General features: G+C 56.2%; 27 protein-coding genes, 1 tRNA gene and 1 pseudogene. 20 read left to right on the top strand and 9 right to left on the bottom strand.

Going from position 1 to position 23052, the window contains the following annotated elements; all coding sequences use genetic code 11:
• Positions 1–18 precede the first annotated feature (18 nt).
• Genes BPRO_RS01760 through BPRO_RS01830 form a run of 15 tightly spaced genes read left to right on the top strand, consistent with a single transcriptional unit; the run spans position 19 to position 11701 of the window.
• Entirely contained in the window at positions 19–417 is a 399-nt protein-coding gene (locus tag BPRO_RS01760; protein ID WP_011481322.1) for a RidA family protein, read from the top strand.
• Between the two features lie 2 nt (positions 418–419).
• Positions 420–743 (top strand): putative quinol monooxygenase, encoded by a 324-nt coding sequence (locus BPRO_RS01765; protein ID WP_011481323.1) that lies wholly within the window; start codon positions 420–422, stop codon positions 741–743.
• On the top strand, positions 743–1627 hold the full coding sequence (locus BPRO_RS01770) for a branched-chain amino acid ABC transporter permease (RefSeq protein WP_011481324.1): 885 nt from the start codon (positions 743–745) through the stop codon (positions 1625–1627). Before BPRO_RS01765 ends, BPRO_RS01770 begins: the two co-directional genes overlap by 1 nt.
• 3 nt (positions 1628–1630) lie before the next feature.
• The gene (locus tag BPRO_RS01775) at positions 1631–2629 is read left to right on the top strand and encodes a branched-chain amino acid ABC transporter permease (protein WP_049764058.1); all 999 of its coding nucleotides are present in this window, start codon (positions 1631–1633) and stop codon (positions 2627–2629) included.
• Positions 2626–3402: an ABC transporter ATP-binding protein gene (locus BPRO_RS01780; protein ID WP_011481326.1), complete on the top strand. Its 777-nt coding sequence runs from the start codon at positions 2626–2628 to the stop codon at positions 3400–3402. Before BPRO_RS01775 ends, BPRO_RS01780 begins: the two co-directional genes overlap by 4 nt.
• On the top strand, positions 3403–4131 hold the full coding sequence (locus BPRO_RS01785) for an ABC transporter ATP-binding protein (RefSeq protein WP_011481327.1): 729 nt from the start codon (positions 3403–3405) through the stop codon (positions 4129–4131).
• A 5-nt stretch (positions 4132–4136) separates the two neighbouring features.
• Complete coding sequence (locus tag BPRO_RS01790) at positions 4137–5003, top strand: dioxygenase (RefSeq protein ID WP_011481328.1); 867 nt, start codon at positions 4137–4139, stop codon at positions 5001–5003.
• Positions 5004–5020: 17 nt separating this feature from the next.
• The gene (locus BPRO_RS01795; protein WP_041389125.1) at positions 5021–5779 is read left to right on the top strand and encodes an SDR family NAD(P)-dependent oxidoreductase; all 759 of its coding nucleotides are present in this window, start codon (positions 5021–5023) and stop codon (positions 5777–5779) included.
• A gap of 11 nt (positions 5780–5790) precedes the next feature.
• Positions 5791–6669: a 3-keto-5-aminohexanoate cleavage protein gene (locus BPRO_RS01800; protein WP_011481330.1), complete on the top strand. Its 879-nt coding sequence runs from the start codon at positions 5791–5793 to the stop codon at positions 6667–6669.
• 35 nt (positions 6670–6704) lie between these two features.
• Positions 6705–7682, top strand: coding sequence for a quinone oxidoreductase family protein (locus tag BPRO_RS01805; RefSeq protein WP_011481331.1), 978 nt, complete (start codon positions 6705–6707; stop codon positions 7680–7682).
• The gene (locus tag BPRO_RS30325) at positions 7679–8017 is read left to right on the top strand and encodes a cupin domain-containing protein (RefSeq protein WP_011481332.1); all 339 of its coding nucleotides are present in this window, start codon (positions 7679–7681) and stop codon (positions 8015–8017) included. The genes BPRO_RS01805 and BPRO_RS30325 overlap by 4 nt, the downstream gene beginning before the upstream one ends.
• A 23-nt stretch (positions 8018–8040) precedes the next feature.
• A complete protein-coding gene (locus tag BPRO_RS01815) occupies positions 8041–8973 on the top strand; it encodes an ABC transporter substrate-binding protein (RefSeq protein ID WP_011481333.1) in 933 nt (310 codons plus the stop codon).
• A gap of 28 nt (positions 8974–9001) precedes the next feature.
• The gene (locus tag BPRO_RS01820; RefSeq protein WP_011481334.1) at positions 9002–9970 is read left to right on the top strand and encodes a Bug family tripartite tricarboxylate transporter substrate binding protein; all 969 of its coding nucleotides are present in this window, start codon (positions 9002–9004) and stop codon (positions 9968–9970) included.
• Positions 9971–9976: 6 nt separating this feature from the next.
• Positions 9977–11149, top strand: coding sequence for an ABC transporter substrate-binding protein (locus tag BPRO_RS01825; RefSeq protein ID WP_011481335.1), 1173 nt, complete (start codon positions 9977–9979; stop codon positions 11147–11149).
• A gap of 27 nt (positions 11150–11176) precedes the next feature.
• Positions 11177–11701, top strand: a complete 525-nt coding sequence (locus BPRO_RS01830; protein WP_011481336.1) for a gamma carbonic anhydrase family protein — start codon at positions 11177–11179, stop codon at positions 11699–11701.
• A gap of 623 nt (positions 11702–12324) precedes the next feature.
• On the opposite strand, the gene BPRO_RS01835 is transcribed toward BPRO_RS01830, so the two are convergent.
• The 7 genes from BPRO_RS01835 to BPRO_RS01865 form a co-directional block, all read right to left on the bottom strand.
• Positions 12325–13077 carry a hypothetical protein gene (locus tag BPRO_RS01835; RefSeq protein WP_011481337.1) on the bottom strand — a complete coding sequence of 251 codons (753 nt, stop codon included), beginning with the start codon at positions 13075–13077 and terminating at the stop codon, positions 12325–12327.
• A complete protein-coding gene (locus BPRO_RS01840) occupies positions 13074–14084 on the bottom strand; it encodes a GIY-YIG nuclease family protein (protein WP_011481338.1) in 1011 nt (336 codons plus the stop codon). The genes BPRO_RS01835 and BPRO_RS01840 overlap by 4 nt, the downstream gene beginning before the upstream one ends.
• 14 nt (positions 14085–14098) lie before the next feature.
• Positions 14099–14467 (bottom strand): hypothetical protein, encoded by a 369-nt coding sequence (locus BPRO_RS01845; protein ID WP_157045707.1) that lies wholly within the window; start codon positions 14465–14467, stop codon positions 14099–14101.
• A gap of 235 nt (positions 14468–14702) precedes the next feature.
• Positions 14703–15362 (bottom strand): hypothetical protein, encoded by a 660-nt coding sequence (locus BPRO_RS01850; protein WP_041388226.1) that lies wholly within the window; start codon positions 15360–15362, stop codon positions 14703–14705.
• Between the two features lie 59 nt (positions 15363–15421).
• Positions 15422–15832 (bottom strand): hypothetical protein, encoded by a 411-nt coding sequence (locus BPRO_RS01855; protein ID WP_011481341.1) that lies wholly within the window; start codon positions 15830–15832, stop codon positions 15422–15424.
• A 123-nt stretch (positions 15833–15955) separates the two neighbouring features.
• Positions 15956–17371: a site-specific integrase gene (locus tag BPRO_RS01860; protein ID WP_011481342.1), complete on the bottom strand. Its 1416-nt coding sequence runs from the start codon at positions 17369–17371 to the stop codon at positions 15956–15958.
• Positions 17364–17603, bottom strand: a complete 240-nt coding sequence (locus tag BPRO_RS01865; RefSeq protein WP_011481343.1) for a hypothetical protein — start codon at positions 17601–17603, stop codon at positions 17364–17366. The genes BPRO_RS01860 and BPRO_RS01865 overlap by 8 nt, the downstream gene beginning before the upstream one ends.
• A gap of 150 nt (positions 17604–17753) precedes the next feature.
• Here BPRO_RS01865 and BPRO_RS01870 point away from each other — a divergent pair, with 150 nt between their 5' ends.
• The 3 genes and pseudogenes from BPRO_RS01870 to BPRO_RS30815 all read left to right on the top strand — a co-directional run.
• Positions 17754–17969: a helix-turn-helix domain-containing protein gene (locus tag BPRO_RS01870; protein ID WP_011481344.1), complete on the top strand. Its 216-nt coding sequence runs from the start codon at positions 17754–17756 to the stop codon at positions 17967–17969.
• Between the two features lie 135 nt (positions 17970–18104).
• Positions 18105–18662 (top strand): hypothetical protein, encoded by a 558-nt coding sequence (locus BPRO_RS30810; RefSeq protein WP_086003081.1) that lies wholly within the window; start codon positions 18105–18107, stop codon positions 18660–18662.
• A 267-nt stretch (positions 18663–18929) separates the two neighbouring features.
• Positions 18930–19083: pseudogene (locus BPRO_RS30815) on the top strand (IS4 family transposase); the annotation flags it as partial.
• Positions 19084–19166: 83 nt separating this feature from the next.
• Here BPRO_RS30815 and BPRO_RS28320 read toward each other — a convergent pair.
• On the bottom strand, positions 19167–19598 hold the full coding sequence (locus BPRO_RS28320) for a helix-turn-helix domain-containing protein (RefSeq protein ID WP_081430468.1): 432 nt from the start codon (positions 19596–19598) through the stop codon (positions 19167–19169).
• Between the two features lie 890 nt (positions 19599–20488).
• On the opposite strand from BPRO_RS28320, the gene BPRO_RS01875 reads away from it, so the two are divergent.
• Together BPRO_RS01875 and BPRO_RS01880 are read left to right on the top strand one after the other, a co-directional pair.
• Positions 20489–20564: transfer RNA gene (locus tag BPRO_RS01875), tRNA-Arg, on the top strand.
• A 339-nt stretch (positions 20565–20903) separates the two neighbouring features.
• Complete coding sequence (locus tag BPRO_RS01880; RefSeq protein ID WP_011481349.1) at positions 20904–21695, top strand: IclR family transcriptional regulator; 792 nt, start codon at positions 20904–20906, stop codon at positions 21693–21695.
• A 43-nt stretch (positions 21696–21738) separates the two neighbouring features.
• Here the strand turns inward: BPRO_RS01880 and BPRO_RS01885 are convergent, their stop codons facing one another.
• Complete coding sequence (locus BPRO_RS01885) at positions 21739–22986, bottom strand: Zn-dependent hydrolase (protein ID WP_011481350.1); 1248 nt, start codon at positions 22984–22986, stop codon at positions 21739–21741.
• Positions 22987–23052: the final 66 nt, after the last annotated feature.

Here is a 23052-nt window from a genome sequence, read left to right on the forward strand (position 1 = left end):
ACGACGAAGGAAACAGTCATGAAAAAAGAATTTATCCGCGGAACCTGGCAGAAGACGCGTGCCTTCTCTCCTGCGGTGATCACAGAGGGCGGAAAAACGATCTGGATTGCGGGCCACACCGGCCAGAAGGATGATCAAGGCAATTCCCTTGCGGCCAACTTTGACGCTCAAACGCGCCAAACCTTCCGCAATATAGAAGCGACGCTGGCGCAGGCCGGCGCCACTTTGAAGGACATTGTCACTGTCACGGTTTTTCTGACGGACGTGCGCAACACCACCCGTATGACTGAAATCCGGGCGGAGGTCTTTGGAAGCGAGTTCCCTGCGAGTGCGGCCATCACCGTTACGGCATTTGCCGACCCAACCATGATGATCGAGATCCAGGGCGTTGCGGTTGTGCCAGCGAAAGGCGTCTGATCATGACATCTCCCACCCCGGTTTGCGTCGAAATTCAATTCCAGATCAAGCCGGAGTTGGAAGAAGAATTTTTTCGGCAGCTAACCGCATTCAGCCATGTCGTCGCAAGCGAGCCGGAGTGCCTCGAGTTCCGGATCTACCGTGACATGGCTGACAAGGCCAAATTTCGCGTTAGCGAGACTTGGGTGAGTCTGGCGCACTTTGAAACCGTTCAGATGGCCAAGGACTATTACCCGCCGTATTTCGAAAAAGTTCGCGATATGTGGGCAGTCCCCATCCAAATGACCAAATGGACGCCACTGGTGACGCATCAAAAGGCTGACTGATGAACTTATCTCAAATATCTGAGCTCGCGGTAGCGGGGTTCGCGATCGGGTGCATCTATGCCTTGATAGCTCTGGGGTTCACCATGATCATACGGACTACTGGTGTTTTGCATTTTGCGCAAGGCGAGGTCGTCATGCTTGGCGCCATGGCTGGCCTGACGGCGCTCCAATTCGCACAACTTCCATTCATTGTTGTGCTGCTCGTTGGGATGCTTTTTGGAGGACTTGTTGCCGTTGTGGTTGAGGTAACCGTCTATCGGTGGCTCAACTACCGCAAAGCTCCGTTGGCAAACGTGATTATCGCCACCGTTGGCGTGTCCATTGTTTTGCAGAACGTCGCGCGGCTGGTGTGGGGGTCGGAGGCTAGAGCCTATCCAAAACTGTTCGAAGTGGATACCTACACCCTGGGTTCCGCACACATACCGCCGCAGCTGATTTGGATCATTGTCCTTGGCGCTATGGTGATGATTGTGCTGCAACTGTTCCTCTCGAAAACGCAAACCGGCCGGGCTCTGCAAGCTTGTGCGCAGGACGCTGACGCTGCCTATTTGATGGGTATTGATGTTCGCAGAATGACAACCTACACCTATGGGATTGCAGGCCTTCTGGGGGGCGGGGCAGGGGTGTTGTTGGGATCGATGTTTTATGCCTCCTTTGGCATGGGCTTCATCGTCGGTATCAAGGCTTTCGTCGCTGCAACGGTGGGCGGCTTGGGCAGTATTGGCGGCGCGGTGCTTGGCGGGCTTGTTTTCGGGCTCGTTGAGACTGCGACCTCCGTTGTCATCTCAAGCGCCTATCGAGACGCAATCGGGATGATTCTCCTGATCCTCATTCTCCTGGTTTCCCCTGGCGGCCTTGCGGGTCTCCGCCGCCCTCAAAGGTAAGTTGTGACAACAGAAAAATTCAATACGAGCTGGTTGTGGGCGGGGCGGCTATCGCTTGCCGCTGTCATGTGCGCCATCCCACTCTTTATCCAGCAAAAATACCTGCTGCACGTGATTAGCCTCGCTATGATTTTCGGCATCGCTGCGCTCTCGCTTCAGTTGCTTTTGGGATTCACGGGCTTGTTATCTATGGGGCAGGCGGCCTTTCTCGGGGTTGGGGCTTACACGGCGGGTATCCTTGCGGTCAAGCTGCAGTATCCATTCCTCGTCTGCTTTGTGGCTGCGGGTGTGGTCAGCGGGCTGATCAGTTTGATCCTCGTTCCCATCACCAGGCTAAAAGGGGTCTACCTTTCAGTCGCAACGCTCGGTTTCACGATCGCCATCCATTTAGTGTTTCTGAATGAAGAGTGGCTGACCGGTGGATCACAAGGGCTGTCTTCAATACCGCCACCAGCGATAGGCTCGTTGGCAATCGGCGGTGAGCAAGGCATTTACTACTTGTGTCTGGCGGTTGCCATCGGAAGCTTCGCCGCCTTTCACTTGCTTGTTTCAAGCCGCTTCGGCCGTGCACTGCAAGCGATCAAACTTGACGAGGATGCTGCTCGTGCAAGCGGCATCAACGTCACTTTGTATAAAAGCCAGGCGTTTGTCACTGCTGCGGTCTTCACCGGGTGGGCCGGCGCTCTTTTCACTTATCACAACCAGTACCTCAATCCCAACGATTTCACTTTCTGGAAGTCAATTGAGATCGTCATCATGGTGGCGGTAGGCGGGATCGGCAGCCTTGCAGGAGCCGTCTTTGGCGCTTTCGCGGTAACGCTGTTGCCTGAGGTCCTGGGCGACCTGGAAAACTACCGCATGATCATTTTTGGATCTTTGGTGGTCCTTTGCATGGGTCTCGGCCATAGCGGTCTAGCTGGCCTGATTGGTAGTGGTTTTCGTAAATGGATTTACTTCAGAGCTGCCGCGCCAGCCGCGGATCTGCAGGAGGTTCCGCAATGACCCAAATTCAAGTGAACGCGATGACACGCCGCTTTGGCGGCGTGTTCGCGGTCGATCAGGTCTCGACGGCCATTCCGAAAGGAGAAATACGGGGGCTTATCGGGCCGAATGGCGCAGGTAAAACGACGTTGCTGAATCTGATCAGCGGCGCCTTGGCGCCCTCAAGTGGAGAGATGTTGATGGAAGGCAAGGTGCTTTCCAACCTGCGCGCAGACCAGCGTGCTGCACATGGAATTCGCCGCACCTTCCAGAACCTCAAGCTATTCGGCGAGTTGACGGTGTTGGAGAACGTGGTGCTCGGACTGCATTCCTCCACGGATTCGGGCATCCTGGACGCCATTTTTAGAACGCCCAGGCATCGCAGGGAAGAGCGGTGGGCTTTGGAGCAGTCACGCCAGGCCCTGGAAATGGTCGGTTTGGGCCGGGTTGCCGATTTGCAGGCGTCTTCTCTGGCATACGGGCATCGGCGCCTCCTGGAGATCGCCCGGGCAATTGTGTCGCAACCTAAAGTTCTGCTTCTTGATGAGCCGGCGCAGGGGCTGAACCCCACGGAGGCCAGTGAGCTGGTTCAACTTCTGCGAAAGATCAATGAAACGGATATGACGGTTGTACTGGTCGAGCACCATATGGACGTCATCATGAAGGCCTGCTCACGCATCACCGTTCTCAACTATGGGCGGGTTTTGGCCGAGGGTACGCCGGCGGAAATCAAAAACGATGCCTCGGTGGTTAGCGCCTATCTGGGCGGGCCGGTCAAACTCGCGGAGGTCTGAATGCTTGATGTTAAAGATCTGAAAGTCAGCTACGGCGAGGTTCCCGCATTGCGCGGCGTCTCACTTGTCGTCAAGAAGAACGAAATTGTCACCGTGATCGGCGCCAACGGAGCGGGCAAGTCCACGCTGCTCAGGACCATCTCCGGACTTTCCAAAGTCAAAGGCGGGACCATTGAGTTTGATGGAATTGCGGTGGGATCAAAGCAGCCACAGGACGTGGTGAAACTTGGTATTGCCCACGTGCCCGAAGGGCGGCATGTATTTCCCTTGCTGAGTGTTGAGGACAACCTCAAAGTGGGCGCTTATTTGAATCGTCGAAAGCAGGTCATTGCGGAAGACCTCGACCGCGCTTTTTCGATGTTTCCACGCCTTGCTGAGAGACGCCATCAGGCGGCGGGAACTCTGTCTGGCGGAGAGCAGCAAATGCTCGCGCTGGGTCGAGCCATGATGACTCGCCCGAGGCTTCTTCTTCTGGATGAGCCGTCTCTGGGTCTGGCCCCAAAAATCGTCGATGAAGTTATCCAGACGATTGTGAAGTTTCGCAGCGAGGGCGTCACCATTCTTTTGGTGGAGCAAAACGCCAACCTCGCCTTGGCTATTGCTGACAGAGCCTATGTGATGACCTTGGGCCAGGTCACCCTGTCTGGAAGTGCCAGCGAAGTGCAGGCTGATCCTGCCGTTAGAGCTAGTTATTTGGGCGAAATTGCAAACGATTGCATGAAAGATTGATTTAAATGAACCACCACCTTATTGATAGCGAAGCAAGCGTCACCCGGTTTGTAATTGCCGCAATGTCCGACACCCAGGATCCTCGCCTCAAACGGATCATGGAGTGCGCTGTGCAGCATTTGCACGCATTTGCTCGCGAATGCGATCTGTCTGAAGATGAGCTTGAAGCCGGACTGCGATTCATTACAGAAATAGGACAGCAAACTCACCATAGCCATAACGAGGTTGTGCTGGCGGCTGATGTGCTTGGTCTGTCTACTCTGGTTGCCTTACGAAACAACCCCTCAGCTCATGGGCAAACCGCAGCGGCACTATTGGGGCCGTTCTGGCGTAAGGACGCTCCAATCTGTACCAATGGGGAAAGTATTGCGAGGACGCCATCCAGTCACCCTTCTCTAGAGGTTTCAGGCTACGTTAGGGACGATGCGGGTAATCCTATAACGCAGGCGCAGGTTGACGTTTGGCAGGCCTCGCCAACGGGACTATATGAGAACCAAGACGCTGCCCAAGAAGACATGAATCTGCGCGGCCGATTCTTAACGGACGACAAAGGTCGATATCTTTTCAAGACAGTCAGGCCCGCTGGCTATCCGGTTCCGACAGACGGTTCGGTCGGCAAGTTATTGCGAGCACAAAAGCGCCATCCATACCGCCCGGCACATATTCACTTCATGGTGTCTGCCCCCGGTCACAAGACACTGATCACGCAGGTCTTTGCCGACGACTCTGAATATCTGTCTACTGATGTCGTTCTTGGTGTGACCAAAGCTTTGGTGGGCATGTTCCAAGAAAAAGATGGTTGTTATTCGCTGAACTATGACTTCGTATTGCAAGAGGGAATTTCAAAGTTCCCAGAACCCCCCATTAAATAGAGAGCCAAATTTTGACTATTTCAACACTCCCTTTATCTGGCCAAGTTGCTGTCGTCGTGGGTGGCGGCGGAGGTATTGGTAAGGCTGCAGCGGGCCGCCTTGCTCGTCTGGGCGCCAGAGTTGCCCTTCTAGATCGGGCAGATGATGCCGAACTCAAAAGGCTGGCTGACGACCTTCCCGGTGCGGGACACGGTGGCGTGTTCGCTCAAATCGATGATAGCGAGACCTTGGTAGCAGCGGCGTCCGCGGTTCAGGCCAGATGGGGAAGGGCAGACATCCTGGTAAATGCCGCAGGCTTTACCAAGCCAATTCCTCATAAAGATCTGGATGCATTGACCGATGAGCTGATCGATCAGATGTTTGCCGTGAACTGGAGGGGGCAATTTGCAGCCATTCGCGCATTCGCACCCCTCCTTCGTCAGAACGGGCAAGGTCTGGTTGTGAATATCTCGTCAATCGCTGCGACGACCGGGGTCGGCAGTAATGTCGCGTACTGCGCGCTCAAAGCAGGGATCGACGTCATGGCCTCCTGTTTGGGGCGAGCGCTGGCTCCGGATATTCGCGTCATGAACGTATCTCCAGGCGTGGTCGACACGACGTTTGTACCAGGGCGCGATCAAGCCTGGAATGACAAGCAGGCCGTTACGACCCCGCTTAGGCGCATAGGTTCTACGGAGGACATTGCTGCGGCTATCGAAGCATGCGCCACAACTTTGAAATTCTCCACCGGAACTGTTTTGCAGGTGGATGGTGGTCGTCACCTCGGAACACCCTAATAGACAAATCCATGGCTCATAAAACCATCATTACCTGTGCAGTCACAGGAAACATCACGACGCCGGATCAACATCCCGGCTTGCCCATCACGCCAGAACAAATTTCGACAGCCTCTCTGGAGGCCGCAGAGGCGGGAGCGTCGATTGTGCACATACACGTACGTGATCCGAAAACCGGCAAGCCGTCGATGGAGGTTGAGTACTACCGCGACGTCATGTCGAGGATCCGTAGCGCCAATAGGAAATTGGTGATCAACCTGACAACTGGACCAGGCGGAAGGTTTGTTCCAAGTGAAGAAGACCCCCAAGTTGCGGGACCCGGAAGTACCTTGTTGGTCCCGGAGAAGAGGGTGGTACACATACCCCTTTTGAAGCCGGATATCTGCACTCTTGATCTAAACACCATGAATTCCGGTGAGCAAGTAGTCATCAACACCCCCAAAAATGTGGCACGCATGGCGAAGGTGATTCGTGAAGCTGGAGTTAAGCCAGAAATTGAACTCTTCGATTCTGGAGATATCCACTTGGCGCATGCCTTGATCAAGGCTGGTGTGTTGGAGGGGCCTGGTCTTTTTAGTCTCGTCCTTGGCGTGAAATATGGGTTCTCTGCAACGCCTGAAACGATGCTCTACGCCAAGAGTCTCTTGCCATCGGGGGCGATCTGGTCCGGATTTGGAATCGGAGGCTCCGAGTTCCCTATGGTCGCGCAGTCTTATCTGCTGGGTGGCCACGTTCGGGTCGGTTTTGAGGACAACCTTTACCTAGAAAAAGGCGTACTGGCCCCGAACAACGCTGCGCTTGTCACGAAAGCTCGCAACATCGTGGAGAGCCTTGGCGGGCAAATTTCCAATTGCGACGAGACGCGTCAGATCCTGTCGCTACACCCATAAATAGCCAAATCACTTCATTCAAAAGGAAAATAGACATGCATGCAATTCGAGTTCATGAGAAGGCGCCAAACATTGATGCGCTCTCATTTGCGTTGGTGGGCCTGGAACAGCCTTCCGCACCAGCTGGTCAATGTGTAGTGAAGGTGCTGAGCGCCGGCGTCAATCCGAGTGATGTGAAGGCTGCATTGGGGGCGATGCCGCATGCTGTATGGCCTCGAATTCCGGGACGTGACTATGCCGGCATAGTTGTTGATGGGCCGAAAGGTCTTCTCGGGAAGGAAGTGTGGGGGAGTGGTGGGGAACTTGGTATTCGCCGCGACGGGACGCACGCGACGTATTTGTTGGTTGATATCGATAGCGTCAGAGAAAAGCCCAAGAGTGTTTCAATCCTGGAGGCCGGAGCAGTCGGTGTTCCTTTTATTACTGCATACGAAGGTCTCCGTCGTGCGGGATTGCCTACCAAAGAGGATGTGGTGCTCGTTTTTGGAGGAAACGGCAAGGTGGGCCAAGCAACGACGCAGCTGGCGACACGCGCGGGTGCCAAGGTTTTCGGCGTCGAGTTGCGGAAAGAGTCTTATCGTGGACATGCATCGGCAGACGTCGACATGATTGATGCCAGTACACAAGATGTGTCGGAATACGTCAAGGAAAAGACCGGCGGTAAAGGCGCCACGATCATTTACAACACAGTTGGAAGTCCGTATTTTGAGCAAGCTAACAAGTCTCTTGCAATCAGTGGACGGCAAATCTTCATATCCACCATCGAAAGAGCGGTTCCGTTCGACATCTTTGCTTTTTACCGTGGCCAGCATACCTATGTGGGTATCGACACGCTCGCCTTGGATAGCTTGGCCGGGGCCAAAATTTTTGACGAACTTGCTCCTGGCTTTAACGATGGTTCGCTCAAACCGTTTCCTGTAGAGAGCGACAGTGTGTTTACTCTGGACAAGGCGGTACAGGGGTATCGCAACGTTCTCGCTGGTGCTCGTGAGCGGGTGGTCGTTCAACCATGAACGTCACCAGGATTTCCGGGGCCCCTGCCTACTTCCCTCCTCATCACGAGGCAATGCATTGTCTGAGGTTGCAGGGCCACGAGGCCGGGCTCTCGGAATCGGTTTGGTTGGGTATGTCATACCTTCTCCCGGGCGGTGGGACTTCCCTTGACGCCTCGTCGGTGGAAAAGCACTATGTGGTTCTTGAAGGTGAGGTAACGGTTTCCACTGAGGCCGATCAAGTCGTTCTAAAAAAATACGATTCCTGTCGGCTTGCAGCGGGAGAGAAGCGGGCGCTTGCGAACAGAACAAATTTTGTCGCATGCATTCTCCTTGCCATGCCTTATCCGCGATAGAAAACCTAGGGAAAGCAAAAAAGATGGCTACGAGTGTTCTGAAAGTGTTGGCGTTTGATGGCGGATACAACGTTCCAATTTGGGTCGCACAGAAATTTGGATTTTTCGAAAGCAACGGCCTGCAGGTCGAGCTTTCTTTTACGCCGAATTCCGGCGCGCTCGTTCAGGCGCTGATGACGGGTTCTGCCGACATAGCGCTGGCGGGGTTCGACAATTTTGTGGCCTACCAAGAAGGGCAAGGCGAGGCAGCACTTGAACTGCCACCAGACATTTTTTCTTTCATGGGCGGAGATAGTGGATTTCTTACGCTGGTCGCCAAGGGGGAGGTTACCTCCATGGAGCGACTCAAGGGAAAAAAGGTGTCTGTTGATGCGATGACTACCGGTTTCGCATTTGCGCTACGCGAAATCCTGGAAAAGGAGGGGTTGCGCGACGGGGACATTGAATACGTCAAAGCAGGCGGCACTGCTCAGCGATTTTTGGGACTGATGGCAGGTCAGTACGATGCGACGCTGCTTCGGACGCCTTACGAGATGCTTGCCATGGACCGTGGCTTCGTAGCCCTCACAACCGTGAGAGAGCAGCTTGGTCACTACATGGGAACCGTCGGAGCTACACGACGGGCATGGGCTAGCTCCCACGAAAGTCAGCTCTTGCAATTCATTGTTAGCTATCGCGCCGCGCTGGATTGGTTGTACACGCCTGGAAACCGAAATACTGCCGTTGAACTACTGGTGGAGAAAGTTGCCGGACTTGATACAGCTATCGCCTCAAGTGCGCTGGACCTGCTTCTGGATGAGCAGGAGGGTTTGATAGCCGACATGCGCATTGACCCCATGTCTGTTCAGACTGTATTAAAGCTGCGCAGCAAGTATGGAACACCTCAAAAAGATCTTATCGATCCCACTAAATACCTTGATCGGAGCTACCTGATCAAGGCATTCAACGCCGGTTAAATCACCTTCGTGTATTTGAAAGACCTTTATGAAACTGTTTACAACGCTACTTCTTTCCATTTCTGCCGCTTTCTCGCTTCCCGCGCTGGCCCAGCCATATCCGACTCGCCCCGTCAAAATACTTGTTACTGCTGGCGCCGGGTCTTCAGCCGACTTGTTGGCGCGTATTGCTGCGGACGAGTTGGGCAAGAGGCTGGGACAACCTTTCATCGTCGAGAACAAGCCGGGCGCAGGGGGAAATATTGCTGCCGACGTTGTGGCCAAGGCCAAGCCCGACGGATACACACTTCTCATGGCGACAGTGAGCACACATGGAATTAACCCTTCGCTGTATGTGAAGCTGCCTTTTGACCCCGTCAAGGACTTTGCGCCCATCGGTTTGCTTGCAAGCAATCCGAATGTTTTGGTCGTGTCGCCGTCCTTGCCTGTAAACAATCTGCAGGAGCTCATAGCTTTGGCAAAGAAAACGCCAGATGGCTTGACATATTCCTCTGGCGGTACCGGAACCTCTCAACACCTCGCTGCGGAAATCATGGCGGCGGAGGCAGGAATCAAGTTGACGCACATTCCCTTCAAGAGTGCGCCGGAAAGCTTGAATGCAATGCTGAGCGGTCAGGTGGTTATGAGCTTCGCAAGCATCCCCGTTGCACTGCAGCAAGTTAAAGCTGGAAAACTGAAGGCGATCGGGGTAACAGCTAATAAATCCGCGCCGGCATGGCGAGACTTGGCACCTCCGCTCGCTTCTCAGGGATTGCCTGGCTACGACGTTTCAGCTTGGTTTGGCTTGGCTGCACCAGCGGGAACTCCAGCTGACATTGTGAAGAGGCTGAACAGTGAATCAACAGCCGCATTCAAGACCTCGGCCGTACAAACCAAACTTGAAAGCCTTGGGATGGAAGAACTCTCGAGCACACCACAATATTTTGATAGCTTTATTCGTTCGGAGATTGTGCGTTGGTCCAAGATCGTGAAGCAGTCCGGCGCAAAACCGGAATAAGCTGTCATGACTTCAAGTGTGCCGAAACAAGGCCTCCGAAAGCCAAACCTCATTTTTACGTTGAATAAGAGGGTTACGGCAACTTTCGTCCTTGTCGCGCTGTCTTTGGCCAATGTAGCGCATGCGGCGGAGCTGGTGGTAGGTCAGGTGGGGCCCTTCGTTGGGCTTCAAGCGCCACAAGCTAAAGCCTATGCCGCCGGAATGAATCTGGTGTTTGATGCGGCAAACAGGATCCGCGGCGCCACAAATACTTTTCGCTTGGTTCGCCGCGATGACGGCGGACGTGCTGAGGACACCGTGTCTGTCACTCGGAAGCTGATCGAGGATGAAAAGCCGATTATTTTGGCCGGATTTTTTGGTAGCAAGAACCTGGCATTGCTGTCGGGTTCTGGATTGCTGGAGAGAGAGAAGATAGCGCTGGTGGGCTACCGCACCGCTGAACTGCAGATTGATGACCCCCAATTCTTTAGCGTGCGGGCGGGTATATCAGAGGAGATAGCCCGGATTACGCAGCATCTCTCCACGATAGGTATCCGCGATCTCGGTATCTTTTATGAAGAAGGCGCGGGTGCTACGCGCTTAGTGGCAGTTGCTGACGAGTTGGCAAAAAAAACCGGTGTGGCATTCGCGGTCCGTGCATCATATTCTCCAGGTACAGCTCGGGTGACTTCCGCTGTAGAGTTGTTCTTGAAACGCCCTCCGCAGGCCATCTTACTAGTCACTTCGAGCGCTGCTGCAGCAGGATTTATTGAGCAATACAGGACAGCAGGTGGTGCTGCAAAAATCTTCTCGCATTCGGGCGTCGATATTGAACAGCTGAATCGCCAGCTTACAGAAGAGCAGCTTCAAGGCGTGGCAATAGCGCAGGTTACGCCTAGCCCTTACAAAAACTCAAGCAGCCTCAGCAAAGAATTTGCAGATGCTGTAGCTGCGTCAGCAGACAAAGGCTTGCCCGTCAGTTACGCAATGATGGAAGGGTACATTGCGGGGAAAGTGATCGTTGAAGCCGTTCGTCGCCAAGGCTCCAAAGTTTCCAGGCAAACAATGATGGCAACATTGGATGCGCTCGCGGCATTCGATCTTGGGGGCTATGCAATTGGCTTTAAACCGGGCTCTCACACTGGTTCGAAATTTGTGGAGCTATCCATCGTCACCAGCAGTGGTCGCATTCGTCAATAGCGTTAGCAATCTCAATGTGAATGGCAAATGGCTATCTATTCCTTAAACGGTGTCGCACCTCAAATCAGCGAGTCTGCGTGGGTCGAAAAAAGCGCGACAGTGATTGGAAACGTCGAACTTCAGAACGATGCGAGCGTGTGGTTTGGCGCCATCCTGAGAGGCGACTCTGACAAAATTCACGTCGGAAAAGGGTCCAACATCCAAGACCGAAGCGTTTTTCATGTCGATAAAGGGCAACCGCTTCACATTGGAAATTTTGTCACCATCGGACATGGAGTGACATTGCACGGTTGCAGCATTGGTGACGGAAGTTTGGTCGGAATTAACGCTGTTATTCTCAACGGAGCAATGATCGGAAAGAACTGTTTGATCGGTGCCGGCTCACTTGTGACTGAGGGAAAAGAATTTCCCGATGGTTGGCTAGTGGTAGGGAGTCCGGCCAAGGCGATACGTCCTCTGACGCGCGAGCAGATTGCAGGCCTTGAACGAAGTGCTAGGCACTATATGAATAATGCAGTGTTGTTCCGCACTAGCTGTCTTGGCATTGCGTAGATTTTGGCCGCGCCAACGTAATACCCGCTAGGCCGATGACTGTTGCATATAGATACGCTCGATTACCTCGGATCACCTCGATACTCAACTTCCAAAATCCCTCGAGGGTTTCAGCCGGATGCTTATTGCCGCATCTAGCTCATGCCATGAGCCTGCAAGGTAAGCGCTCTTTTAACCCCGTCCTGTTGCCGCCGACGCGTTTTTGAGCCGACTTTGGGCTGACCCACCTCAACTCTTGGCGAATCCGTCTACGAAAACGATTTGACAGACGCTCGGCTGGGTCAATGAAATCTCGGCAGGTGGGTCAAAATCACGCCGACGCCAACAAGGGGGCCATCGATTTGAAAAGCATCGATCTCATTGCAGCGTGAAGCAGCGCAATTGGGGGGTGACATAATGTACGCAGGTTGGTCAAGTGGGCAGTGGTTCGAAGCCAGTTTTGCCCCTTCAGCCGCTGGTCAGTTTGGTGTACCCCAACGTGTACCCTAAGGATTGCGACGTGACGGAGAGCGAGCACTGGTACGGCTGAGCATTGGTTTTTGGATTCCGCCCCAGCCACCAGCGTCCATGCGCCCTAGTTCAACTGCCGGTACATCGTTGCTCGGTTCGCACCGCCGGGTTGTTCACCAGGCCGCGCATACCGCCCCCATCAAGCGCAGCATCACCTCCCGATGCGTCAGCTGCGCCGTCGGCCTCCCGTACACATTGACCCGCCAGCCATGGGTTTCGGCCACCCACTGGCCAACCGACAAATCCCGCTCGATCTCCACCCGGCTCCAGTGCAGACCCAGCCAGTCCGGAATGAACGCTTCGACATCCCGCAGTTCAATGGTTTTGTGCACAAAGCTGTTGAATTCAGGCACAGGTGCACGGTCCGGCCTGGAGATGGACAGCCAGATTTGCAGCGACCAGTTTTCCAGGGCAAGGCTCGCACCAGCACGGTCTACCGAGGCGCTCCAGCTTCTGCTGGCGGAGGGGTCCAATCCGGCCAACGCATCCGCGCAATCAGCAATGCGGTCTGCCAGATACCGCTGCGCCTGGCTCAACGCCTCCAGGCACGCCGCCTTCACCCTTAAAGAGTGAATGGACAACAGGTCAACGACCTCCATCTGGCATCCCGTCACACCCACCTGGGATTCAATGCGTTGGCGCAGCTGCCGCCGTTGCCGGGTGGTCATCGGCCGCAGGGGCGCGTAGATCACCATCACCTCCAGCGAGCCGCCGATGAACAGCAGCCGCTCGTCGCACCACTTCATCAGGGTATCGAAGGCCTGTTCCAGCGCCAGTATTGTTTGAGAAGGTGCGGGTTCCAGTGTGGGCTTTTTCAGCTGGGCGTTGATTTGCAGCACTTCAAGTGGCAGCGGGTAGAGGCTCATGATGTGATGACCTCCCGAAACGCGGCCCAGCGCCTGGCGATCACCGCGCCCGCCGGCAGCTTCCTGATCCGCTCCATGGCGTTGAGCACCAGCTCCAGATCCTTGGGTTCATCACCCGCATAGCGGATGAGTTTGACCAGCGGCGTGAACGCTTGCATTGCACCGTCCGGCTTGCTGGGGAGCTTGCCGGTCTTCAGGGCCCACAGCTCATGGCTGGTGAGCGCCAGGCGGGGAGCCAGATGCTCAATCGTCCACCACGGCTTGAAACCCTTGATGCGCAGGGTGCCGGCGCTCGCCTTCTGGTCACTGCTTTCGGTCCAGCAGAAGTCGAGGTGGCGCTTGATCTGCATGAGCACATCGCAGACATGCTCCAAGCGGCCCAGGTTGTAGCGCCCCGCTTCGTGCCTGCGCTGATCCTGCAGGGACCGGTGATCGTCGAGGCGGTCCAGCCAATAAGGCTGGCCGTCCAGGGTTTGCAGCAGCGCGCCTTCTGCGTCATGCAATCCCGGCACGGCGCGCAGCAATTCGATGGCATGACGCAGCCCCGTCAGGCTGAACCATTCAGTCGCCCCATCCCATGGCTGGGACTGGACCTTGAACATGCCCGAAGCACTCATCCAGGACAGCTGCAGGCGATAGCCCGCCAGCCCCTTGTGCAGCAGAGATTCGACCTGGCCGGCACGCTGGCGATCTGGCAGCGCCACCCGCAGCGATTGCGTCCCGTCAATCTGACCGGCTTCGGGCAGCTGGGCTAAACGGTCTGTGGGCGATTTGCTTTTGCCAATCTTGAATCGGTTCTCAGTGGCGTGAACAAACAGGTAGACGTAGCTTGGCTGGTTTGAAGCAGCGTGACGGTTGAATCCGTCACTGGCCGGGTGTCTTGGCCTTCTGGGCAGCCAGACGCCCATGGGCAGGGACGGCTGGGACAGCTCGGACGGGTGGGGTCGGTCAACCCGCTTTTGATGCAGTGGCCGCTGGGAATGAAACAGGGATTTGGTCTGGGTCATGGCTGGTTTCCGTTCTATGGCTTGGCTGGATGGGAGGGAGCGACCGGATCGGATGGATTCAAGGGCTGATCCGACCGCGTAAATTCATCCGGGGTGGTTTTGATGCACAGCGTGCGGGGCAGGTCGCAAACAAAGCGTTGGCCAGAACCGCGCAGCTCCAGGACCAAGGAGGTTCCCTTGCTGATGACGGGCGCCTGCAGCAAGGGGTAGAAACCGCTGTCGGTCTCGATCACTACCCTGCTCTGCAATCCGCCCGGCCCGCTCATGTGGATGAAATTGCCGATGGGCCGGCTGGAGACCACCTCGGACTGCCACCAAGATCCGCCGATCCAGAACAGGAACAGGATCAAGGGCAGCCCCATCAGCAAGGCAAAAAAAGCCATCAGGGACAGATCCAGGGGGGCGCTTTTGCTGTCTTTGCCGGTGGGTGTGGAGGGGATTTCGGGTGGGGCTGGGGGGATGTTTTCTGGCATTTTTTACCTCTTAACAAGTGATGGAGTGGATGAATGCGGCTGAACCAGCACGTCGCATAAACGCTTCAAAGTTCAAGGGCGCTGGAAGTCCCATGACAAGGGCATCCCTGTTGGCCCTTGTCACTCAGGCTCTTTTTCAGTGGCGCTACGCTGCTGGTTCTGGCGGCGCCCAAAGCGTTGTGATCCTGGCGTTGGCCAGATGGACCGCCGTCGCCAGGCGTGACACCTGCTCCAGGTCAACGTCTTCTGCGCTGTGGGCCAGACCCAGAACGGCCGCCAGCGTGTTGCCCATCGCGGTGTGCCGACCCTTGAGTTTCTTCAGGGGTAGCTCCAGCAGCATGCTGCGCATCAATGCGACCTCGTGGAACTGCGGGCCCACGGCTAACGCATGCGGGTCGTCGAGGTAGGCGCAGAAGAAGAGGCCACAGGGATAGACCATGGTGGCCAGGTGGACCAGGGGCCGTTCATGCGGCTTGATCAGCTCCATCGCTGCCGCCCGACTGGCCGCCCGCATCGCCATTGCCATGGGGATCAGCGTGGGCAAGTCCGAACGCTGGGCGGGATCGCCTGCACTGGCCACCCCGGCGATTACCTTGGGATGATAGTAAGCGTCCACTACGGCCTTGTTGCCCAGGAAGTTCTTCACAAACTCCTCGGTCATGGGCTTGCCGTAGAAGGGACGCGTGTGGCCAGGAAGCTCGCTCAGGGGCGGCAGACCCGGTGGCAGACCCTGGTCCATTTGGGCGGAGGCGACGGGGTTGTCGCGATGGGTGCGATGGATACGACTGGGGATGGGTTTGTTCATGAGAGGCTTTCCAGACATGGGTTGAGCGGGACTGCTGTGAATGAGGATCGGCCGCGGCTTCATGCCTGGCCTCGCGGCTTGCGGGCTGACTTGGCGGGGGTCCTGGAAGACTGCTTGGGGCGTGGTGCAGCTGCCGATGTGCCCTTTTCCTTTGCCTTGGCGTCGACCTTGCTGGCTTGGGGATCTGGTGCTTGGACTTGCTTTTGACCGCCAAAAGGGACCGTCACGACTCGCGAGCGCAGGTACACCACGTCCTTGGGCACGCGGATGATCCACCCAATTTCGATCGCTTCCATCTCCTTGATGTGGCTCTCATATTCCTCTTCGCCGAGGATCTGCCGCAGCTCGGGCGGAATGCTGATGGCCGCAAAGCTTGCGAGGTCGTGAATGCGGGCCAGGCTGGGTTGGTCGGCCGCTGGGGTTTGGCGGGCCTTGGCAGATGGCGTTGGTTTGCGTGATTGCTTGGTCATGGTGAATTCCTTTGTTGAAAGACTGTTTGCTAAAACTTTGGGCAAAGCCTTCCCCCGGACCGCTGCAAATGGCTTTGCGGCGGCGACGTCGATGGGGTTGGCGGTTGAGGTGGAGGTCCTAGGTCAAGCGTGCCGGGGACCGGTGCCGTTGACTGGAGCCCTGTGCCAAGCGGGCGGTGGCTGGGGTTCTGCGTCACCGAAGTAATCGGGAAGTACATTGGTGCGTCCCGATTTCGGACGGGTGGCACGGCCTCCAGTGATGCCACGCAGTTTGGGTAGGGGCTGCGGCACAACCTTGTTGACCGGTGCAGGCGGGTTGTCTGCCCGGACATTGGCACCCGTCGACATGCGACTCGCCAGCAGCCGTTCCATGGCGGAGCCGTCCTGGCGAGTCAGGTTGGGCACATAGCGGCTATAGACCCGGAACAGCATCTCTGTGCTGGTGTGGCCAAGCTGACGTGCGATCCATTCCGGCGCCTCGCCGGAGGCCAGCCACAAGGTGGCCGCCGTATGGCGCATCTGGTAAGCCCGGCGGTGTTCCAGTCCCAGATGCCGCAGCAAAGGGTTCCATACCCGGTTCAAAAAATTCTGGTTGTTGATCGGTTGGCCGGACCGGCTACAGAAAACGTATTCTGAAAACTCCCCGGCGGCCTGGTACTGGGCCTTCAGGGCGTCATACACCACCTGGCTCATATGAATGTCACGCACACTACCGTCCGTCTTGAGTTCATCTTCCTCATTCAGGACGATCGACTCACGCACCAGAATCAAGCGGCGCTCGAAGTCGACGTACTTCCACTTCAGCCCATGCGCTTCTCCGGTACGCATGCCGGTGAAGAATCTGACGTTGAAGTAGTTCCGGTAATCCACCCTCACCGTGTTCAGGATCAGTTCAACCTCGTCCAGGGTGAACGGCTGTACATCGCTGCGTTTCATCTTGAGCGGTTTGATATTCCTGAAAGCGGAATTAAACTCAAACCGGTCGGCGGCTTCGTTGAGGATCTGGCGCAGCGGTTTCATCACCGCATTGACGCGTCGATTGGACAGTGTTCCCTGGCTTTTTCGGGTGGTAACTTTGGCGAGTGATGCCCGAAAAGCCAGTACGTCTGCCTTGGTGATGTGGCCGACCTCTTTGTCCCCAAAAAACGGGAGGAGGTACTTGTCCAGCGCTCCTTTCTGGGTGATGCGGTAGCTGCGCCGCCAGCTCACCTCCACTTCCGTGAACCATTGCTGGGCAAACTCCCCGAAGAGCGGTGTGCCGTTGCGGGAGAGCACCGGGAGTCCGTCGGATCGGGCGGTGCGATCTACCGAGCCGTCTTTTGTCTTGGGTTCTGGTTGCGGCAAGGGCTTGCCGAAAGTTTTCTCGTAATCGAAGGTGCCGAGGGCTATGTCGGTTTCGATGCGATCCAGGGCTTTTTGGAGGCGCTTGCGGTTGGCAGGCATATCCGGGAGCATCGTGTACTCACGCAGACGCTGTCCCGCATATCGGAAGTCCATGAACAGCGTTCCCTGGCTTTCAAGCCGGCGAATACTACCCATGAAGAACACCTCCGTTGGCCATAGGGATCGAAACCGGACCGCTGCCAGAGACCTGGCCCATATCGTTCTCGATGTGCTCCCAGATATAGAGGGTCTTGCGGCCACCAAAGGGACGGATGTAGTGACGTCCTTCCAGAAGCACACTGTCTTTGAGGCGCTCACGGATAGTCCGGCTGTCGTATTTGATTCGCGACGAAAGCTCGTCCGTCGTTAGATAGGTAACTTCTGACATTTGAGACTCCTTCAAATTAATGGGACAATCAAAACGACAAAATCGCACTCCAACTGCTTTTTTGTCGTCCTGAATGTCATTATGGAGTCTTAAATGTCATTGTCAAGGACTTTTTGTCATCCTGAATGAAATATTTTTACGGAGCATGTCTTGATTAAGTGCCACTTGTCCAAGTTGATGGGGGAGCGAAAGCTCAAGATCAGCGATGTGGCGCGCGATACAGGATTGCATCGGAACACCGTCACGCTGCTCTACCAGGAGACAGCCACCCGGATCGATATCGAAGCAATGGATGCCCTGTGCAGATACTTCAGTGTTCGCGTGGGGGATCTCTTTGAGTTCATTGACAACTCAACCCCAGCATAGTTTTTCCGGCGAGAGGCGCACTGATGGTTAATGACCGCGCCCAAAAGTAGACGGCATAGTGCCCATTCCAAATCATCGCCAATCGCGACAAATGTCCCAGGTAGGTATCTTGAAATCGACACTTCGGAAAAATCTATGACGAATGCAACGGGGGCGAGTTTCGCATCTCAAATCAGTGAGCACTTTGACCTTGACGAAAAAGTTGGAAATGTAGACACGTCGCTACTGATTTCAGAGCTGACCAGGGAATACTTGCGCACCGGTCAAAGTGTAGAGGTCGATTTTCGAGGCCTCGTCAATTGGGTACGACTTGGGAACCAGCTTACTCATCAAATACATCCCTACCCAGCAAAGCTACTCCCGCACATCGCTCATTTTTTTGCACGTGCTTCGACTTACACCGGAAAGCAGGGGCGAATTTTGGATCCCTTTTGCGGTTCGGGGACTGTCGCGCTTGAAGCATCGTTAGCTGGTCACAAGCCGTTAGTCGCCGATGCTAATCCGCTAGCCTTGCTAATCACGAGGGTCAAGACCACGCCATATAACCTTGAAGAGCTACGTGCATCACTCGATTCATTGCTAAAACGCGTAGTACGGTATAGGACAGCACCAAACATTTCGGTAGTCAACGACCAACTATGGTATTCAAGCACATTGCACAGCTGCGGGCCGTGCTCGACGAGGCTCCGTTGAGCGTGCTGTCCGCGGCCGTGGCTGAAATAGAGTTAGAAAGCGGTCCGCCTCGCAAGGCAACGTGGCAGAAAATGCGTCAGCTGGCAGTGGCATTAGCCTGCACCCGAGGCATCTGGTCTTGAACGCTGTTGATGAATTGCCCAGGCGATCGGTAGGAAAAACTCTCGTCTTTTCTCGTACTGCGTCTTTCAGAGAAGGATCCGAACGGCAGCGCGTACAACCGGACCGCCCATTTGCCTGCGAGGCGAGAGATGCTACAACGCTGGACACCGCGAGCGGCAGTATCCGCCAACGGTGACACTGTCATGTTCATGCGCCAGGTGCTGCAGGCGGATGCTCGTGCCAGAAGGCGGTCAACGGCTGGGCGGCGCAGCGCGCAGCCGATGGCCTGAGCCCGTGCAGCGTTTGCACCAGCGAGTACCTATGGCAATTCGGATAGTTGGCTTGGTCACTTGAAGATCGGCACAGATCAATTTTTAATCGGCGCCAACAATAACAGGGGGCTCAACGAGCCTCAAGCACTTTGACCGCTTGAGATTTGCTCAGCTTTCGAAGCGCTGCGATTGCAGGCATTTGGCTCGCACGGGGGCGGGCCTTGCCTTGCTCCCATTTGTATACCGACTGGCCAGAACAGTTAAGTAAAAAGCCCAGTTCAGATGCGGATAATCCCAAGCGACGCCGCTGCGCCGCAAAACCCTTGGCGCCAAACCTTGCCTTCACGGGCGTCTGTTCTTCAGGCAGCGAAGGTCGCTGTGTAGTCATGCCTTTGCTCAGACGAACCACCTGTCGCTCGAGGTCTCGAACTTGCCGCTTCAATCCGGCAATATCCGAGCGATATTGCGCGGAGGCCTTTTTTAGCGCGGCGCTTTCACCGCGCAATTCCTTGCGTGCAAGTCGAATGATCTCTTCTCTTAGGACGTTGGCTATATTTGGCATCGGCAAATACTACAAGGTTTTGGTCGCCGCCAACCCGGCAACAGGAGAACCAAACTCGCCGTTTAACCATATGACTGCTTCGGCGATTGGCTGCCTGCACTTCATGCAAATGGATTTTTTACCGTGTCGATCCTCTTCAGTGCCACCGCCTCCGGCAGTCGATTTCCTCTCTTTGTCCTTCCCGAGCAAATTGACACGGTTGCCGCAATCCATGGCTGGGTGTCGCGGCTCGCGAGCCATGCCCTTTAGCCAGAATTAGTCGAAACGGATAATTAGCCGGTCCGGCTAAAACGCCGTAAATAGAGGGTTGGCTGGGATTTGCGTTTTTTTACCAAAAAGCGGCCTAACTCGTCGCCACATCAGGGAATTTCGACCCTCAAATTTCAGGAAAACAAGGCAGTTGCCGTTCTGAAACCGGAACAGGATGAAGTCGTCGTTGCGAGTGGTCAGCACGTAGCGCGGCCCTTGCCCTCGAAAGTCCGCGATGCCTCTCGCCTTGCCGTAGTAGTAGGGCCGCTGCCCGCCGCCGATCTGACCTGTTCAATGCATCTTCGGATTCTGTAAGACAGGTACGTCGGATGGGCCAATAGACCAATACTCAGAACGAAAGAAAATCTGGAGGCGCCGGATTTCCGATGGGCCAAGAGTGGGCCACCAGCGGGCCATAACAATCATGATGTTTGAGCGATGACCATTAGCCCAATTAGGCCATTTCGCAGCAAATGACCCTTGGCCCAATTAGAGTTCTGACGGCTTGCAGCGTCCTTTTCCAGCATCAAATCATTGTCTGGTGCGGCTGGCGGGGGGTCGAACCACAGCCCTTGGCGTTCGGAGTGCTTTAGTCATTTCGATATGTGCGAAAATACGACTTGGTTCTAAGTTCAGCATTTGCGGCTGTAGCTCAGTGGATAGAGTATTGGCCTCCGAAGCCAAGGGTCGTGGGTTCGATCCCCGCCAGCCGCACCATCATCAGGAGCTACATCGTTCCTGTGGCCGTGGAATCCGGCAATTAGCGAGCGTTTGCGCAAGAAGTGCCGGAAATCTTAGCCCCCCCGGGAAAGTTCAAGCTGTACGCCAACTGCTCCTAGTACTGCGCAACCTCCTGAAACGCAGAAGGATGCCGCGTGCACTCTCGTGGTGGCGGCCAACCAATTTGCCATAATCCAGGGAACGTTTCACACAAAATTCAGGCATATCGAAGCTGGCTCTGCAAAGCCATCAACTCGCCGGTTCTACACGGAATTTTTGTTATGAGCCCTTGTGATGCAAGCGTTTTAAAAGCGACCTGTACCACTTCCCGCCATCATGACATCCACAATCCGTCAACCGCCTGCCGTCAGTTCGCTGTTCAACCAGTCCCTTGAAAAAGGGCTGGCGGTTCTGCGCGCCTTTGATGCTGCACACCGGACGTTGACGTTGGCCGAGCTGGCTACGCTGACCGGCATGAGCAAAGGGTCGGCACAGCGCACCGTGCACACGCTGCAGCAACTGGGTTATGTGGGCAAGCACCCGCAAACACGGCGCTTTCAGCTGCTTCCCAGGGTGATAGAAATCGGCTTTAACTACCTAGCTGCGCATCCTTTGATACGCGTGGCCAATCCTTATCTTTCGCAGCTCGCCAATGCCAGCGGCGAGACGGCCAGCCTCACCGAGCCGGTAGGGCTGGACATGGTCTACGTGGCCCAGTTGGTCACCTCCAAGTTCATTCCGGTGCATACGCCAGTGGGCATGCGAATTCCCATGTACTGCACCAGCTCTGGCAGGGCCTGGCTCAGCGCGCTGCCCGACGCTCAGGTACGGGCCGTCCTGGAGGCATCGACACGCGTGGCGCGCACACCGTACACGCTGACGGATGTCGACGCCATCCTTGCGCGTGTTGCGGCCTGCCGGCAGGTCGGTTATGCCAGCAACTGCGAGGAGTTGTTTCTGGGTGACATGGGCATCGGTGCACCGATTCTTGACAGCAACGGACAGGCCGTCGCGGCTGTCCACCTTTCCCCGCCGACGAGCCGCTGGACGATGGAAGAGGCACAGAGAAAGTTGTCGCCCATGGTGATCGAGTGCGCACGGGCTATCTCGCAGTCCATCGCGCATTAAACAGCGGACGCCGCGCTCTCCAGTCAACGCTCTCGATTTCCCTTCACTGCGCCCGCTCCAGCATGGCCAGCAGCAACACGTTGGCCCCGGCGGCAATGTGTTCGGGCAGGGCGTCCTCGATTTCGTTGTGGCTGATGCCGTCTTTGCAGGGCACAAAGATCATGCCGGCAGGTGCCACGCCAGCGACATAGACGGCGTCGTGCCCGGCGCCGCTGACCACGTCCATATGCGGTAGCCCCAGCGCTTGCGCCGCGCGGCGCACGCTCGCAACGCAAGCGCTGTCAAACAGGCAGGGCTCAAACTTCACCACCTGGCGAATTTCCACGGCCACCTTGCCATCGCCGGCAATGCGTGTGAATTGCGCGTGCATCGCGGCATCCATGCGGTCAAGCCCGCCCTGCGAGGGATTGCGGAAATCGACCGAAAACTGGACGCACCCGGGGATCACGTTGCGGGAGTTCGGCTGCACCTGCACAAACCCCACGGTGCCGCGCCCATGCGGTGCCTCGTCGAGCGCAATGCGATTGACTGCTTCCACCATGCGTGCCGCAGCCAGCATGGCATCACGGCGCAGTTCCATCGGGGTGGGACCGGCATGGGCATCCATACCCGTCACCGTCACGTCATACCACTGCTGCCCCAGGGCGCCGCTCACGATGCCGATGGGCAGTCCCTGCGCCTCCAGCACTGGCCCCTGCTCAATGTGCGCCTCAAAGTAAGCGGCAAACATGCCCCCCGGCACGGCGCCGCAGGGCTGGGTGCCGCGGTAACCGATGCGTTGCAACTCGTCGCCGACGGAGATGCCCGCCCTGTCTTTCTGGGTATGCACAAAATCAGGATTGAATAGGCCGGCAAATGCACCAGAACCCATCATGACCGGCGTGAAACGTGAGCCTTCCTCGTTGGTCCACACCACCACTTCGAGTGGCGCGCGGGTCTCAATACCCAAATCGTCGAGCGTGCGCATCACCTCCAGGCCGGCCAGCACACCATAGTTGCCGTCGAACTTGCCGCCGGATGGCTGGGTGTCGATATGACTGCCCGTGGCAACGGCCCGCGCTTGCGGGTCCCGTCCAGCGCGACGGGCAAACATGTTGCCCACTTCGTCGATGCGCACTTCCAGTCCGGCCTCGCGGCACCAGCGAGCGACCAGGTCGCGGCCTTGCCGGTCTTCATCGGTCAGGGCAAGGCGCCGCACACCACCTTTGGGCGTTGCACCAATCTGGGCCAGGTCCATGAGCGACTGCCACAGCCGGGTTGCATCGATTCGGGGGGTGACGCCTGTATCCATGAGGTTCCTATAAAGAAGAAGTGCGTAGAAGCGTAGGAGAAAAGGGGGTGCTGCGATCAGTCACAA

The organism is Polaromonas sp. JS666 (assembly GCF_000013865.1).
Taxonomy (GTDB): Bacteria; Pseudomonadota; Gammaproteobacteria; order Burkholderiales; family Burkholderiaceae_C; genus Polaromonas.